This is a genomic window from Marinobacter algicola DG893 (genome assembly GCF_000170835.1).
GTDB classification, from domain to species: domain Bacteria; phylum Pseudomonadota; class Gammaproteobacteria; order Pseudomonadales; family Oleiphilaceae; genus Marinobacter; species Marinobacter algicola.
In genome coordinates this window covers 24,925-39,684 of the sequence record NZ_ABCP01000033.1, presented here as the reverse complement: position 1 = coordinate 39,684, position 14,760 = coordinate 24,925, and the positions used below count along the sequence as shown (strand labels likewise).

Here is a 14,760-nt window from a genome sequence, read left to right as displayed (position 1 = left end):
TGCGGCACGATGGAGGTCGTGCGTGTCGACACCTGTGCGGACCTGGACGAGGGCCCTACGGCGTCGGTTTGCTGGATGGTAAAAGATATAAGGCCGCGTTGAGCGGCCTTATATGTGGTCCTGCCAGTCTGCCGTTTACCAGTCGACCCCATAACTGACCATGACAGATCGGCCGGGTGCGGTGGTGTACTGGGTGTTGAAATTGTAGATCTGTGAGATCACCGGGAAGTAGTCTTCGTTCAGCAGATTGTTGATGGCCAGGGTGATATCCCCGTTGCCGGTCCGCCAGGTACTGGTCAGATCCAGAACCGTGAAGGACTCCACCTCGCCCTGGCCAAAACCGTTACCGCTAAAGCGGTCGCGATCACCCACGACCATGGCCTGCAGGCGATTGCTCCAGCGCGCAGTGCTGTCGTGTTCCACATAGCCAGTGAGCTTGAGTGGTGAGATCCGGTTGCCGGCAAGGTAGGTGTCGTAGCTGCCGTCATCGTCAGAATCGACTTTGCCTTCCATCCAGGTAAAGGTGCCGCCGGCGCTCAGGTCGCGGGTGGGATAGGTGTTGAGCTCTGCCTCGAAACCGTAGATACGTTCAGGGCTGCGCAGCACAGGAATGGGCTCATTGGCGTTGGCCGCTGCAAGGCTGGTTCCCAGTTCCGACTCGCTGTAAAACAGCGTCAGTGCAAGATCGGCGCGATCCCAGACTGCCTCGGTGCCAAGCTCGTAGTTGTCCACCACCTGTGGCTCAGGACGGATCTGATCCAGCGATGTGCCCTGCTGGGGCTGGCGTAGGGTGCGACCAATCTCCGGTACGGTAAAGCCCTGGGAGAAGCTGGCGGTTGCTGCCCAGACATCGTTCACCTGGTATCGGGCCCCGGTATTGAAGACCGTTTCACTGTACTCCAGCTCACCGCCTTCGACGTCCGCGCCATACACCGTGGTGTAGTCGTCCACCTCGAACCAGAATTTTTCGTAGCGGACACCGGCGTTCACGGTCCACTGGGGATCCAGCCGGAGTTCCGCCTGCAGGAACGGAGCCACACTGTTCTGGTCCATTTCAGGTACGAATGTCCGTCCGTCTTCCAGGGGCTGGGCCGTGGTTTCCATCAGGGTGTCCAGGCCCCAGAGCAACTTGGCGCCAGACATGACGTCAAACGGCGTTTCAAAGTCCAGACGGGAGCCGATGCGCTCCGATTCGGTCAGCGACTGTCCACCGCCGGGATAGAAGGTGGCGAAGTACCCGAATCGGGTCATGTAGTCGCGATAATACAGCTGCGCACCCAGTGAGGTATCGCCGAACAGTTGCCGGTCGCTGTAGGTCAGGTTCACGTTCAGGTTTTCAGTGCCCTGATCCTTGCCACCCGGGTCGCCTTTGACGGCGCGGGTTTTCTGCTCGCCGTACACGCCCGCTTCAAGGACGTAATTGGTGTCCTGCTTGATGTCGTAGTAGCTGGTGGTCAGTTCCAGGCGCTTGTCGGCGTCCAGGTCGAAGCCGAGCTTTGCCAGCACGTCGAACTCGCGGGAGTCGGCAATGCCACCCTGGCCGTTCGGGTCCGGCGGAATACGGTCGCCATCGGCATCGAAGAAATTAGCGCGTTGTTCATAGGAGCCTCGGAGCTGGTAGTCAAAGGCGCCTTTACCACCGATTACGCTCTGGGATAGCCCGAATTGTTCGCTGTCCTTGATGTGTTCGGTGGAGAAACCACCATTCAGTTCGGTGCGGTATAGGGGGGCGCCTTTCTCGTTCTTGCGGGTGATGATGTTGATGATGCCGCCGGTACCACCGAAGCCATACACACCGTTAGAACCCCGGATAACTTCAATGCGTTCAATCGACGACGGGTCAATGGAATTCAGGGAATGGAGGCCGTCGCGCAGACTGATGGTCTGGGGAATGCCGTCGATCAGCACGAACAGGTTTCGGCCACGCAGCGTCTGCGCCACACTGGTTAAACCATGGGTGGAGGGCGACAGGCCTGGAACGGTTTTGGCCAGAATATCGCCCACGTTGCCACCCAACGAGGACTGTTTGTCGATAGCGTCACGGTCAACCACGGTGACCGCACCGGGGTTAACGTTGAGGGAGTCGAGACCGCGAGTGGCGGTTACTTCAAGGGTATCAAGGGATTGCGGTGCCTGATCGGTGCCTTCCTGAGCAGTTGCGGTTGTGGCGCATCCAAGCGCGAGGATCAGGGAATAGCGTAGTGCGTGGGGTTGTTTGAGCATGGTTCTTGGCACCTGATGGTTGTTTTTCGTCACGATGCGGAAACTAAACTAAATGTAATCGATTATCAATACTAATTGCATTGTAACAATGATCGGCCTTTCGTGTCGGTGAAAGAACAAAGGCGATAAAGCTGTAGACCCGTGAAACCTGTAGACCTATGGAGAGTGACGTGAACAAACCTGGACGATTGATGTGCCTGATAACGCTCGTCGCAATCATGCCGCTGACCGCTGCCGCCGATGAAGCAACGTTTGACCCGTTTCAGCGTCTGTTAGCGCAGCACCTGACAGAATCGACAACGGCCGAGGGTGGCCTGGTTTCCGCATTTGACTATGAGGCGGCCCTGGCCTCATCACAGACCGACGGCCTGTTGGCGGATCAGCGTGACCGCCTGGCAGATTTCGACATCCGCTCCCTCGAGGGCGAGGCTGAATCTGTCGCCTTCTGGCTCAACGCCTATAATTTCTTCATGATCGACCAGATCCTGACTGAGCGACCGAACGGCGAACTCGTTGACTCGGTGTGGGACTACGGCGGTCGCGTCAATCCCTTTGTGGACAGTGTTTTTGGCCGGGAAAAGTTTGCGATAGGCGGACAGGAATACAGCCTGAATCAGATGGAGAAGGATATTCTCCTCGGTGAGGAATACGCAGAAAAAGGGTGGAAAGACGCGCGGGTGCATTTCGCGGTGAACTGTGCGTCCGTTGGTTGTCCGCCACTGCGAAAGACTGTCTATACGGCAGACAATCTGGAAAACCTGTTGGCGGAGAATACCCGGCGTGCGTTCAATACGGATCGGCATCTGAGGATAGATGCTGATACCGCGTATGTTACCGAGCTGTTCAAGTGGTATGCGACGGATTTCGAAGAAGCGTCTGGCACACCAAAGGCGTTTATCAGGGCCTGGGCGGATGATTCAGTGGCGAGTCGTGTCGCGCAAACGTCTGCTTTGGAGTACATCGATTACGACTGGGCGCTTAACAAACCCGACAACTTTCCCGAACTCCGATAATCGGTGTTGGCCGGCCCGACCGTCGTTTATACCGGGTTGGTGGCCAGGATTTTCTTCAGAAAGTCCTTGGTTCGTGGGTCCTTGGGATTATGGAAAATCTCACTGGGTGGCCCCTGCTCCACGATTCGACCGCCGTCGATAAAGATCACACGGTCGGCCACGTCCCGCGCGAAGGACATTTCGTGGGTAACCACCATCATGGTCTGGCGTTCCGAGGCCAGCTTCTTCATCAGCCCCAACACTTCCTCCACCCACTCGGGGTCGAGTGACGACGTGGGCTCGTCAAACAGATGACGTCGCGCCCGTCGCCATGGCACGGCCGATACCGACCCGCTGTTGCTGACCGCCGGACATGGACGCCGGATAGGCATCTGCCTTGTCGGCGAGGCCGATCTGTTCGAGTATTTCACGGGCGCGTTGGTAAGCCTTTTCCTTTGGCCAGCGATCCACCACCAGTAACCTTTCGGCGATGTTCTGCAACGCGGTCTTGTTGGAGAACAGGGCGTAGTTCTGGAACACAAACGCGGTTCGCCGGCGCATGGAGAGAATGTCTGCGCGGCTGGCGCGGTTCACATCTACAGTCAGGTCGCCAACGGTCATGGTGCCTTTGGTGGGTTGTTCCAGAAAGTTGACGCAGCGCAACAGGGTGGATTTTCCGGTCCCTGAGGGACCGATGATCACCACGATCTCACCTTCTTCGATGGCGAGATCGATGCTGTCGAGAACCACGGCTTTGCCAAAATGTTTGCTCAGTGATTCCAGCTTGATCATCGGCTGTAGGCCTTGTTCAGACGGATTTCCAGGTAGTGCTGAAGCTTGGAGAGCATCTCAACGACGATCCAGTACATGATGGCGGCAACAATGAAGGCCTCGAAGTACAGGAAACTGCCGGCGGCCTCTTTCTGGGTGGCACCCATCAGCTCGGTAACCCCCAGGGTAAATGCCAGGGAGGTGGCCTTGATCATGTCGATGAAGTAGTTCATCAACGTAGGCAGCGCCACACGTGTGGCCTGGGGCAACACTATCCGGCGCATCAGCTGGCCGTTGGTCATGCCGATCGACAGGGCGGCTTCGGTCTGGCTGCGGTCCACACCCACGATGGCGGCACGTATCGATTCCGCCATGTACGCCGAAAAATGCATGGTCAGGCCCATGATGGTCGCCGTAATGCCGTCTATGACCGTTAATGCGCTGACCAGTTGTGGCAGGCCGTAATAGAACAGGAACAACTGAACCAACAGCGGCGTGCCCCGGAAAAAGGAAATGAACACGATGGTCAGCTGATTGAGCACCGGGATGCGCAGCACCCGGACGACGGCGAACAGACAGGCAAGGATCAGCGCCAGCACCATCCCGACGCCGGCCAGCTGCAGGGTGAGGGGCAGGTACCCAAGCAAAACAGGTACCAGCCCAAGCATGTATTCGACGTTCAACACGTCCATAGCGAGTCAGCCCTTGGTGGCGCCCCTCAGGGCTGGGTGATGTCGGTGCCGAACCACTTTTCTGAAATGGCGGCCAGGGTTCCGTTATCACGCAGGATTGTCAGGGCTGCGTTGACTTCATCCCGCAGCGCTTGTCCGGCCTCGGTGTTGCGGAACGGATAGGCGTTGGTGATCTGGGAGAACGTTGGGCCGGCGAGCTCCAGCGGCAGAGGCTTCTCCTTGATGATCTGGCTGGCACTGACCCGGTCCATGACGAAGGCGTCCACGCGCCCCAGAGCGGTATCACGCTCCAGATTGCTCTCATAGGTCTTGATGTTGATCTCGTCTGCATAGGGCAGTTCCCGCAACAGGGCCTCGAAGTTGGAGCCCAGGTTCACCGCGACGGTTTTACCCTTCAGATCTTCCACACTCTCGACCTCGGTGTTGCCTTCTTTGGTCACTACCTGAGCGCCGTCATAGACATACGGTTCGCTGAAAATGTAGGCCTTCTGGCGCTCCTCGGTGATGGTGATCTGGTTGGCAACGGTGTCGATGCGCCCGGATTCCAGCATGCCAAACAGGCCGGAGAAGTTGGCGGTCTGGTACTGGATTTCACGACCCATTTCCTTGCCAACAGCGTTCATGACATCAACTTCAAACCCCTTGAGCTTATCCTGCTCCACAAAGGTAAATGGGAAATACTGGCCGGACATTCCGACTCTCAAGGGGTCTCCTTGGGCAAGAACCGGAGCACTTAGCATCATGGATACGATGATCAACGAATGAATAAATAGTGTTTTCATAGAACCTCCTTCCAGAGTTTGTCGCCTTCACCGCCCAAGTTGGGACGAGCATGGAGTAATCATACGCGCCCTTGGCGTTTATTGAGAGTCGCGGTAGCCGCGACGATGCTCTTTTCGATCACCCACAACCGATCCTGCCCCCAACAGCTGACCTCCCCGTAACGGAAGCTGGGAACGCCCCATAGCCCGCAGTCATACATGGCTTTGCGGTTGTTCTCCGCCCACTCACGCCAGCTTTGATCGTTCAATAAAGCCTTGGCTTTCTGCAGTCCAGCCGGCTCGTTCGACGATACTTTCAGACCGGCATCGGTTTCGAGCGATGCTTCGGCATTGACGGCCCTGGCGTAGGCCAGCATGTAGTCGGTCTCGCGACCGAGTGAGCGGGCGTATTCGAACAAGGCATAGCATCTTTCCACGCCCGGCCCCAAAGGATCGGCGACGAAACCATACGGAATGCCCAGTTTGTTGGCCTCCCTTTTGGTGTCGTGGAAGATGTACCACTTTTTGGCATCCGGTACCGACTGCCCGCGCATCAACATGGGCAGAACCGGTCTCAATTGAAGAGGAATATTCCACGCCTTGGCCAACTGGACTGCTCGCTCCAGGCCCAGATAGGAGTATGGGCTGCGGATGGAAAAGAAGACCTCAAGGGTGGTGGTCGCTCGATGGCCGTCAGCCGGGCTGGGGCCGCTGCTCATCAAATCGGACCATGTGCGCGTGAAAAGGACCGCATCGGGGACGTCCCGGTTCAGTCCCTGTTCGTTTAGACGCCGCTCAAGATGATCCAGGCGGTCCACGCCCCAGAACCATTCACCCAGGTACCTCGTCATGCTGCCTTGATAGTGCCCTAGTCTTCGGAGCAACCGTTCATTCTCGGACAGCTGTGCGTGGTCATACCTTGCGGGCGTTGTGTCCGGTGGCGAGCCAGAATGTGAATGCCATAGATTTTCCAGCACACGCACGGCGGTTATCAGCCCTTCACCGGTTTTCTCTGTATTGAGCAGACGGGCCGTGGCTGTCGTCAGTTCGGTCTCGGAGGGCGCCGTCGGCCGGTCTGGAGGCGTGAAGCCGTATAGTTGTGCGAGCCTTGTGGCGTCCTGTTGCGCCCAGGTGCGCCAGAGAGCCGGCTCAGGGTATATATCGTCGTCCAGTTGCCAGACAGTATGGAGCTGGAAACGCACATAAAAACGTTCCCGTAGCTGGATAAGCGCCTGCAACAGGGGCAGCCCAAATGGGTCTCGGGGGTTTACGAACACCTGGACAAGATCGCTCTCACCCCGCGCCTTTGCCCGTATGTTGTGAAGGCATCGTTGCAGGGAATATCGGGGCGCACTGGAAAGGGCACGGGCGAGCCAGGGCATAACATCGGCTTTGACCGGACGGCGCATAAGGTCGTCTCTTTGTTGTTATTGGTTAAGTTGAAGCCAGCGCGCCAGCTGCGAGCCTGGGTGTCGGCTGATGGACCACGGCAACCATACCATCACTGCCAGGATAATCGCGCCTGCGGCGACAGTAAGTACCGGATTCAACGTGAACGTGTTCCCCAGGCCTGCAAACACCACCGTCATTGGCAGCATGCCAACGAAGGTGGCAATCGCAAAGCGCCAGGCGCGTATGGCAGTGACGCCGGCGGCGTAACTGATCAGGGCGAACGAGAAAACGGGTATCAGCCGGGTCAGCAGGATGGCAATGGTGAGAAAGCGTTGCGAGCCATCCCGTGCAAGCACAGGGTTGTCCGGAAAACGTTTGCAGATCACCTCGCGTCCGAGGCAACGGGCAATCCAGAACGCCGCCATGGCGCCCAGCAGGGCACCGGTTGCTGCGATGGCGGTTCCCTCAAGCACACCAAACGCCAGACCTGCGGTTGCACTGACCGGAAGCGTGGGAATCGGGCCTATCACAACCGCGATCGTCATCAGCAGCATCAGCAACAGTGGGCCGGCAGCCCCCTGGCTTTTCAGCCATTGTGCAAGGGCATCTGGAGACAGGTCCGCGGGTATTCCCAATATCTGCAGCAGCCACCAGGCACCTGCCAGGGCAGCCATTACCACAACAACGATGGCGATTCTCAGTGTCATTCCGCCCACCGGAACCCCCGATAATCAAACCCCTGTTCCAGCGTGGGTTTAACGACGTTGAAATAGGGGGAGGCGTCGAAATCCCGGGGCGCAAATAGAGAATGGTGGCGAATCCGGAAGTACTCGCGCTTTTGCGCGGCGCAAGCCGGATCGGATTCTGGCTCGGATAGGCTTACGGGCAGTATCGGGTAGCGGAGGGCCTGGAATCCCTCGGCGATGAATGTGGAACAGATCGCCCGGGTCGGATCACCGCTGCCAAGGGCCAGAAGCGAACGCCGGTAACGGGACGGTACCGGTGGCGTCGGGCACAGGTAGCGTGCCAGATCCCAGACGTTTTTCAGGTCGTACTGGTGGCCGAGCCGGCTTTTCGAGTAATCCACAAGCTTGTCGATATCATTGTCAGTGAGTCCGACCGGGCGACAGATGCGGGTATGGGTGTTGCGGTATGCCGACAACGAAAGCGGGCGAATACCTTCCTCAAGATCCGCCTCGATCAGTACATGTGGCTCGCCATTGCCGGCGGCGCCAAGGCCCGCGTTCGGTCCCAGGTAAAGGGCGGCGTGCGACCAGGTTGACTGAGTCAGGTACTTGATGGCCACACTGATTCGCGTATTCCCCTCCACCAGTAAAACGTCGCCGGGCTGAAGAGTTTTTTCCAGGGCCTCCCAGGCGGAGGTGCGCACCGAGTGTTGGGTGACCTGCTTTGAAAGATAGGTGGTCAGGCGCCGTGACAGCCAGTTCAGTAGCATCGGTACTCCGGTTGTTGGCGGTAGGTTGATAGCAACAAGGACAAACAACCGGACTGACTGTTACAACGCCCTGGCGCCGTTTTACGCAGCAGTGGGAGCCGGTTGCCTCGAAAGCGTAAGCGTATCGTAATCACGAAGCAGATACAGCGCCGCGCATGCGGCGAGCATGGGCCAGGCCGCAAAGAACAGGAGGTTATCGAAAGGCTGCAGGTATTTCGCGAATGAGGACAGGGTGGAAGCACCGTGGAAGATCAGGAGTGCGCCGTAAGTCCAGGTTTTCAGAAGGCCAGCAACAAACATCAGTATCAGCACAAGTTGTGCGATGCCAATGAGGTAGACGGCTGTCTCGCCAAGGCCATCGAGCCCGTAGAATGAATCGAAAACCTTGATAGCGTGCTCGGGCTGAACCAGTTTATCCAGGGTCCAGACCAGAAAAACAACGAAAACACCAAGTCGAAGTAACAGCAGGGCAAGGGGTAACTGCTTGGGCATTCCATATCTCCTTTCGAATTTTGAATGATCGTTCCAGAGACAGAGCGGTGGTGTGGGAGTTCCATTGGCAAGCGAAAAGAGTGGTTCTGTCAGAGCCTGGTGTAACGTCCGGAAGGGGCGGGTGTCGTTAAACGAAAGCGAAGAGCATCACGGGTCCGACGTGTCGTTTCCGGAGCGCCGAGCGTTGAGCGACTCACTGACACGTTCGTCAATCCGGCGTACCAGATCTTCGTCCAGCTGCTGGCTCGAGTGGGCGTTCATAAGCTCTATGCTGGCCCGCAGGCTGCCAATGAAGCTACGACATCGACCGCACATCAGCAGGTGCATTTTCACAGACATTACTTTCCCGGTGCCCAACTCACCGTCAATGTAATCACTGGCGATGCGAGCCAGATCCCGGCACATTAACATTCGCCTGTCTCCTGAAATGTCTCAACCATCAGAAAGATTTTCTGCCGTGCCCGATGCAGGAGCACGCGCAGGTTAGAGGCGCTGACATCCAGAATGTTACACACGTCGTCGGATTTGTGCTGATGCGCTTCGTACAACATCAATGCTGATCGCTGTGTTTCCGGCAGTGCGGACAGGTGTCGATCAAGGCAGTCGCTCAGTGCACCGTTCTCCATCAGTGCCTGGGCGGACTCATTGGTTTTCAGGCTCGGCGGTGTGGCCCAGCGACCATTGGGCGCAAAGCGGGCGGCGAGGTCCGGGTCCAGCGCTTCCGAAAAATCCGCGTTCACTTCCCGCTTCGTCTTTCGGAGATGATTCTTGGCCCGGTTTGCCACGATACGGTGCAGCCATGTCTTCAGGCCGGAACGGCCCTCAAATGTCTGAACGGCGTCGATAACCGTCACCCAACAATCCTGGACAATTTCCTCTGCCGAGGCGTGATCAAGGTAAAAGCGGGCGACGGCCATCATGCCAGGGGTGTATAAACGCACAGCCTCGCGAAAGGCGCCCTGGTTCCCCGACTTCAGGCCGGTGATGAGGATGTCGTCGTCAGATTGGTGCGTTGTGGTTTCCATTCCGTATACCCCAGGACACCCGCGTTAGAGCGTTGTTATAAACATGTTATTGGACATCCAGAGCGGCCTGGACAATGGTATGTCTATAGTCGCAGCCATTAGTTCCAGTAATGATGAGTCACTGCTCAAAAAAATTTTAGACCCTGGCTGCTGTAACATCCAGCGCTTTGGCGTGTCTCTCAGAGCAACCGTTTTCACTTTTAATTTATGGATTTAGCTATGAACTCCAAAAAGCTCGTTTTGCTGCTGGTTATCGGTGTCGTGGTTGCACTGTTTGTCAGTTTTGGCGGTCACGAGATACTCACGCTGGAAAACCTGCAGAAACACCAGTCTGCCATTGAACAGTGGATCAGTCAGAATTTGCTGGCGGCGGTGCTTGGGTTTGCTGGAGTGTATGTGGTGGTAACGGCGCTGTCGCTGCCCGGTGCGGCGATCATGACTCTGGCCGGCGGTGCCTTCTTCGGCAATGTCTATGGACTGGTTGCGGTATCCATTGCATCGACCATTGGTGCCTCTCTTGCGTTCCTGGTGGCCAGGTTTCTGATGCGGGATACCTTGCGGGAGAAGTACGCGGAAACCGTCGCAAAGATGGACCGTGGCATCAAGAAAGACGGTGCGTTCTATCTTGCCACTCTGCGCCTGGTACCGGTATTTCCGTTCTTCCTGATTAACCTGGCGATGGGCCTGACCGCCATGAAGCTGAAGACCTACGCTTTGGTGAGCTGGGCGGCGATGCTGCCGGGTACCTTTGTGTATGTAAACGCCGGCACCCAGCTGTCGACGATTGAAACCACCAGCGACATTGTGTCGGCCAATATTCTGTTGTCTTTCGCGCTGTTGGGGGTATTCCCGCTGATTGCCAAGTTTGTTGTCGGTTTCATTCGCAAGCGCCGGGTGTACGCCGGCTGGCAGAAACCCGAGTCGTTTGATTACAACCTGCTGGTGATTGGCGGTGGCTCGGCGGGCCTGGTGTCGGCGTACATTGCCGCAGCGGTTAAAGCCAAGGTGGCACTGATCGAGAAAGACAAAATGGGCGGGGACTGCCTCAATACCGGCTGTGTGCCATCCAAGGCGCTGATCCGCAGTGCCAAGGCGGCCGACGCCCTGCGCCACGCCAATCGCTATGGCCTGGAGTCGGTGCCGGTAAAAGGCTCCTTTGCCAATATCATGGCCCGGGTGAAAGAGGTTATCGCCAAGGTGGAACCCCACGACTCACCTGAGCGCTTCCGCAAACTGGGTGTTGACTGCATCTCCGGTACCGCCAGCTTCGTATCGCCCTGGGAGCTGGAAGTGGTCCATAGCGACGGTCACACCGAGCGCCTGACCGCGCGCAGTATTGTGGTGGCCACTGGGGGTAAGCCGGCAGTGCCGCCCATTCCCGGTTTGGCGGACATGGAGCCGCTGACATCGGACAATCTATGGTCCCTGCAGACCCAGCCTGAGCGCTTGCTGGTACTTGGTGGCGGCCCCATTGGCTCGGAACTGGCCCATGCCTTTGCAAGGCTTGGCAGCAAGGTGATCCAGGTAGAAATGGGCGAGCGTTTGCTGGCCAAGGAAGACGCCGATGTCTCCGAGGTTATCCGGAAACAGTTTGAACAGGATGGCATTGATCTGCGGCTTAACCACGCCGCCAAGGAGTTCGCTGTCGAGGACGGAGAAAAGGTGGCCTACTGCGAGTTCAACGGCGAGCGCGTGAGGATCGTGTTTGACCAGGTTCTGGTGGCTGTTGGTCGTGCCGCTCGAACTGACGGCCTGGGGCTGGAAAAGATTGGGGTGGAAACCCTGCCCAATGGCACTGTGCCAGTGGCAGAAGACATGAGCATGCGTTTCCCCAACGTCTTCGCCTGTGGCGATGTCGCCGGCCCCTATCAGTTTACCCACGCGGCGGCTCACCAGGCCTGGTACGCAGCAGTGAACGGTCTGTTTGGCGAGTTCAAGCGTTTTCAGGTCGACTACCGGGTGATGCCCTGGGTGACCTTTACCTCACCGGAAGTGGCCAGGGTTGGCCTTAGCGAGGCGGAAGCCAAGGAAAAAGGTGTGGCTTACGAAGTCACCCGCTATGGCCTGGACGACCTGGATCGCGCCATTGCTGAGAGTGAGGATTACGGGTTTATCAAGGTGCTCACGCCGCCAGGGAAGGACAAGATTCTGGGTGCTGTCGTGGTCGGTGTGCACGCCGGCGAGATACTGGCCGAGTTCACCCTGGCCATGAAGCACGGCCTGGGCCTGAACAAAATTCTGGGGACTATCCACCCTTACCCGACCTGGAACGAATCAGCCAAGTATGCCGCTGGAGAGTGGAAGCGCGAACACGCACCCCAGGGCATTCTCAAACTGCTTGAGAAACTTCACGGCTGGCGCCGTGGCAAACAGGCCGGCGACAAGGCCGGCCGGGAAGTAACAACGTAAAACAGAAAAAGTGTAGGTGTTACAGGGCCTGCACCTTTTTTGGCACTCATAGATTCATCGTCAACACGGAGCAGCTATGCCCCTGACCCAAACCGCCGAAAGACGTATTCCCGCCGTGGAAGTGCTGGAACCGAGGGCCCGCGACAGCTGGACCCACACCCGCAACGGCGACCCACGCGGCTACATTGATTCCGACAAGCTCAAGGAACTGTGGATTCATACCGGCACCGCCTGCAACCTGGCCTGCCCGTTTTGCCTGGAAGGGTCACACCCCGGCGATGGCCGCATTCCGGGCATGAAGTTGAGCGACGTGAAACCCTTTATCCACGAAGCCCTGGATATGGGTGTGGAGCAATTCTCCTTCACCGGCGGTGAGCCTTTTGTAATCAAAGACTTTATCAATATCCTCGATTACGCCAGCCAGCACCGTCCCTGCTTTGTCCTGACTAATGCCACGGATCCGTTGCTCAAACGCCGCCATCAGGTGCTGCCATTGCTGGATAACACCTACCCGATCCATTTTCGCGTCAGCCTGGACTTTCCTGACCAGGCCCGTCATGACGTGGATCGGGGTGAAGGCAGTTTCAACAAGGCATTGGAGGGCATCCGCTGGCTGGTGGACCAGGGTTTCCAGGTCTCGATTGCTCGCCAGACCGATCCGGACGAGATTCCGGCGGATGTGGAAACGGCTTTCCGCGAGATTCTGCGTGACTGGGGCATTCCCGAAACGCTGGCATTCACCGCGTTCCCTGATCTGGGAGCGCCCGGCTCAGAAGACGGCAGCCCGGAGATTACCGAAACCTGCATGGAGAAATACCCCACCAAGGAGGCGCGGTCGCACTTCATGTGCACATACACGCGCATGCTGGTGAAGCGGGATGACCGGGTGCGGGTGTATGCCTGTACGTTGGTGGATGATGATCCGCAGTATGACCTTGGCGGGACGCTGGCGGAAAGCATGGATGAGCGGATTATGCTTCGGCATCACCGGTGTTTTGCGTGTTACCGGTTTGGGGCTAGTTGTTCGGCGCCTGGGTGATTCTTTTTAGGACTGGTTGCTGGGAGTTGGCGGTCTGGGGGTGAATGACTGCAATTCGCTGGACTAAAAAAAGTACGGACGAGGAAAAGACAGACGATGAATTTCACGGAAGCGACCCTGTTTTGGGGGTTTTTGGTGGTTTATGGGGTGGTGATGTATGTGTTGTCGCCCAAGAGCAAAAACGCCAATTCGTTCTATAAAGGTGCGGATGATCAGGGTAACCCGGTAAGTCAGTGGTCGCTGACGGCGAGTATTTTCATCAGTTGGATCTTTGCCAAGTCGGTGACCAACGCGGCCAACCTGGGGGCTGCTTATGGTGTCACCGGCGGTCTGGCGTACGCCAGTTACTGGCTGTCGATTCCCGTGGCCGGCTACATCATATATTTGATTCGGACCCAGACCGGTGCCCGCAGCCTGCAGGATTTCCTCACGTCGCGCTTTGGCCGGCTGGCCAGTCTGGCGTTTGCGGCGGCCATCCTGATCCGTCTGTATAACGAAGTCTGGAGTAACACTGCCGTGGTGGGCGGCTATTTCGGGCTGCCGGGTGAGTGGGAGTATTACTCCGCGGCGATGCTGTTTACTGTCTTTACCCTCGCCTACAGCCTGAAAGGTGGCCTGCGGTCGTCGATCTTCACGGATGTGATTCAGGCGTTCGTGTTTGTGTTCTTTGTCGGCGCGGTACTGTTCCTGATTGTGCCGGCCAATGACACCAGTGCCCTGCTCACCGATGGTGAGTTCAAGCTCAATGCCGGCTTTGACCTGTTGCTCGTCGCGCTGTTGCAGATGTTCAGCTACCCCTTCCACGATCCGGTGCTAACCGACCGCGGCTTTGTGAACAAGGAAAAAACCATGCTGAAGAGCTTCGTGGTGGCAGGGCTGCTGGGCTTTGTGGCGGTGTTTATCTTCAGTCTTGTTGGTGTTCACGCACGGCTCAATGGCATTGAGGCCATGGGTAATGCGCCCGCGGCTGTCGGACAATCGCTTGGGTTGGCGGCGCTCTTCTTCATGAGTGTGGTAATGATGACCTCCGCCGGCTCCACGCTGGATTCCACATTCAGTTCGCTGGCCAAGTCCTTGGCGGTGGATCTGCCACGGCTGGCGAAACGTGCCAAAGACCGGTTGCCGAGCGTTCGTGTGGGCGCGGTCATCATGATTGTGTTCGCACTGCTGGGTAACCTGCCGATGTTCGCCGGCACCGACATTCTCAAGGCCACCACCATTTCCGGCACCATGGTGATGGGGCTGGCCCCGGTGTTCCTGTTCTACGGGTTTACCCGCTGGTCGCCCTGGAGCTTCCATCTCAGTTTCTGGACCGGCCTGGGCCTGGGTGTGCTGCTGGCAACGGGGCTGATTCCCGCCAGCTGGGCCATCGGTGACGGCAAATACGCCATGCTGCTGGGTGTAAACGCCTACGGCTTCCTGATCTGCACCGCCGGTTTCTTTGTGCCGCTGGTCGTCCGCCGACTTGCCGGGCGCTCTCTGGCAGCCGGGGAGGTTTAGGAGGTGGT

13 protein-coding genes and 1 pseudogene are annotated in these 14,760 nt (G+C 57.6%); 4 read left to right on the top strand and 10 right to left on the bottom strand.

Features of this window, described 5'->3' with window-relative positions; all coding sequences use genetic code 11:
• Window positions 1-135: 135 nt before the first annotated feature.
• Window positions 136-2,223 carry a TonB-dependent receptor gene (locus tag MDG893_RS16095; RefSeq protein WP_007154874.1) on the bottom strand — a complete coding sequence of 696 codons (2,088 nt, stop codon included), beginning with the start codon at window positions 2,221-2,223 and terminating at the stop codon, window positions 136-138.
• A gap of 170 nt (window positions 2,224-2,393) precedes the next feature.
• Between MDG893_RS16095 and MDG893_RS16090 the strand changes: the two genes are divergently transcribed.
• On the top strand, window positions 2,394-3,236 hold the full coding sequence (locus MDG893_RS16090) for a DUF547 domain-containing protein (protein ID WP_244264442.1): 843 nt from the start codon (window positions 2,394-2,396) through the stop codon (window positions 3,234-3,236).
• Window positions 3,237-3,262: 26 nt separating this feature from the next.
• Here the strand turns inward: MDG893_RS16090 and MDG893_RS16085 are convergent.
• From MDG893_RS16085 to MDG893_RS16045, 9 genes and pseudogenes are all read right to left on the bottom strand, one after another.
• Window positions 3,263-4,007: pseudogene (locus tag MDG893_RS16085) on the bottom strand (amino acid ABC transporter ATP-binding protein).
• The gene (locus tag MDG893_RS16080) at window positions 4,004-4,678 is read right to left on the bottom strand and encodes an amino acid ABC transporter permease (protein WP_007154870.1); all 675 of its coding nucleotides are present in this window, start codon (window positions 4,676-4,678) and stop codon (window positions 4,004-4,006) included. Before MDG893_RS16080 ends, MDG893_RS16085 begins: the two are co-directional and overlap by 4 nt.
• 26 nt (window positions 4,679-4,704) lie before the next feature.
• Window positions 4,705-5,460 carry an amino acid ABC transporter substrate-binding protein gene (locus MDG893_RS16075; RefSeq protein WP_040474689.1) on the bottom strand — a complete coding sequence of 252 codons (756 nt, stop codon included), beginning with the start codon at window positions 5,458-5,460 and terminating at the stop codon, window positions 4,705-4,707.
• Window positions 5,461-5,519: 59 nt separating this feature from the next.
• Window positions 5,520-6,848, bottom strand: a complete 1,329-nt coding sequence (locus MDG893_RS16070; protein ID WP_007154868.1) for a DsbA family protein — start codon at window positions 6,846-6,848, stop codon at window positions 5,520-5,522.
• Window positions 6,849-6,866: 18 nt separating this feature from the next.
• The gene (locus MDG893_RS16065; protein ID WP_007154867.1) at window positions 6,867-7,538 is read right to left on the bottom strand and encodes a TVP38/TMEM64 family protein; all 672 of its coding nucleotides are present in this window, start codon (window positions 7,536-7,538) and stop codon (window positions 6,867-6,869) included.
• Window positions 7,535-8,287, bottom strand: a complete 753-nt coding sequence (locus MDG893_RS16060; RefSeq protein ID WP_007154866.1) for a YiiX/YebB-like N1pC/P60 family cysteine hydrolase — start codon at window positions 8,285-8,287, stop codon at window positions 7,535-7,537. Before MDG893_RS16060 ends, MDG893_RS16065 begins: the two co-directional genes overlap by 4 nt.
• Window positions 8,288-8,368: 81 nt before the next feature.
• Window positions 8,369-8,779, bottom strand: a complete 411-nt coding sequence (locus tag MDG893_RS16055) for a hypothetical protein (protein WP_007154865.1) — start codon at window positions 8,777-8,779, stop codon at window positions 8,369-8,371.
• Between the two features lie 147 nt (window positions 8,780-8,926).
• Window positions 8,927-9,190, bottom strand: a complete 264-nt coding sequence (locus MDG893_RS16050) for a zf-HC2 domain-containing protein (protein WP_040474688.1) — start codon at window positions 9,188-9,190, stop codon at window positions 8,927-8,929.
• On the bottom strand, window positions 9,184-9,804 hold the full coding sequence (locus tag MDG893_RS16045; protein ID WP_007154863.1) for an RNA polymerase sigma factor: 621 nt from the start codon (window positions 9,802-9,804) through the stop codon (window positions 9,184-9,186). Before MDG893_RS16045 ends, MDG893_RS16050 begins: the two co-directional genes overlap by 7 nt.
• A gap of 219 nt (window positions 9,805-10,023) precedes the next feature.
• On the opposite strand from MDG893_RS16045, the gene MDG893_RS16040 reads away from it, so the two are divergent.
• The 3 genes from MDG893_RS16040 to MDG893_RS16030 all read left to right on the top strand — a co-directional run bounded on the left by MDG893_RS16040 (window position 10,024) and on the right by MDG893_RS16030 (window position 14,752).
• Entirely contained in the window at window positions 10,024-12,213 is a 2,190-nt protein-coding gene (locus tag MDG893_RS16040) for an FAD-dependent oxidoreductase (protein ID WP_007154862.1), read from the top strand.
• A 76-nt stretch (window positions 12,214-12,289) separates the two neighbouring features.
• The gene (locus MDG893_RS16035; protein WP_007154861.1) at window positions 12,290-13,252 is read left to right on the top strand and encodes a radical SAM protein; all 963 of its coding nucleotides are present in this window, start codon (window positions 12,290-12,292) and stop codon (window positions 13,250-13,252) included.
• 96 nt (window positions 13,253-13,348) lie between these two features.
• The gene (locus MDG893_RS16030; protein WP_007154860.1) at window positions 13,349-14,752 is read left to right on the top strand and encodes a sodium:solute symporter family transporter; all 1,404 of its coding nucleotides are present in this window, start codon (window positions 13,349-13,351) and stop codon (window positions 14,750-14,752) included.
• Window positions 14,753-14,760 lie beyond the last annotated feature (8 nt).

What these genes read in the sequence shown, in the direction of transcription:
- MDG893_RS16095 (WP_007154874.1), bottom strand. Translation starts at nt 2,223, where the DNA reads ATGCTCAAACAACCCCACGCACTACGCTATTCCCTGATCCTCGCGCTT.
- MDG893_RS16080 (WP_007154870.1), bottom strand. Translation starts at nt 4,678, where the DNA reads ATGGACGTGTTGAACGTCGAATACATGCTTGGGCTGGTACCTGTTTTG.
- MDG893_RS16075 (WP_040474689.1), bottom strand. Translation starts at nt 5,460, where the DNA reads ATGAAAACACTATTTATTCATTCGTTGATCATCGTATCCATGATGCTA.
- MDG893_RS16070 (WP_007154868.1), bottom strand. Translation starts at nt 6,848, where the DNA reads ATGCGCCGTCCGGTCAAAGCCGATGTTATGCCCTGGCTCGCCCGTGCC.
- MDG893_RS16065 (WP_007154867.1), bottom strand. Translation starts at nt 7,538, where the DNA reads ATGACACTGAGAATCGCCATCGTTGTTGTGGTAATGGCTGCCCTGGCA.
- MDG893_RS16060 (WP_007154866.1), bottom strand. Translation starts at nt 8,287, where the DNA reads ATGCTACTGAACTGGCTGTCACGGCGCCTGACCACCTATCTTTCAAAG.
- MDG893_RS16055 (WP_007154865.1), bottom strand. Translation starts at nt 8,779, where the DNA reads ATGCCCAAGCAGTTACCCCTTGCCCTGCTGTTACTTCGACTTGGTGTT.
- MDG893_RS16050 (WP_040474688.1), bottom strand. Translation starts at nt 9,190, where the DNA reads ATGTTAATGTGCCGGGATCTGGCTCGCATCGCCAGTGATTACATTGAC.
- MDG893_RS16045 (WP_007154863.1), bottom strand. Translation starts at nt 9,804, where the DNA reads ATGGAAACCACAACGCACCAATCTGACGACGACATCCTCATCACCGGC.
- MDG893_RS16040 (WP_007154862.1), top strand. Translation starts at nt 10,024, where the DNA reads ATGAACTCCAAAAAGCTCGTTTTGCTGCTGGTTATCGGTGTCGTGGTT.
- MDG893_RS16035 (WP_007154861.1), top strand. Translation starts at nt 12,290, where the DNA reads ATGCCCCTGACCCAAACCGCCGAAAGACGTATTCCCGCCGTGGAAGTG.
- MDG893_RS16030 (WP_007154860.1), top strand. Translation starts at nt 13,349, where the DNA reads ATGAATTTCACGGAAGCGACCCTGTTTTGGGGGTTTTTGGTGGTTTAT.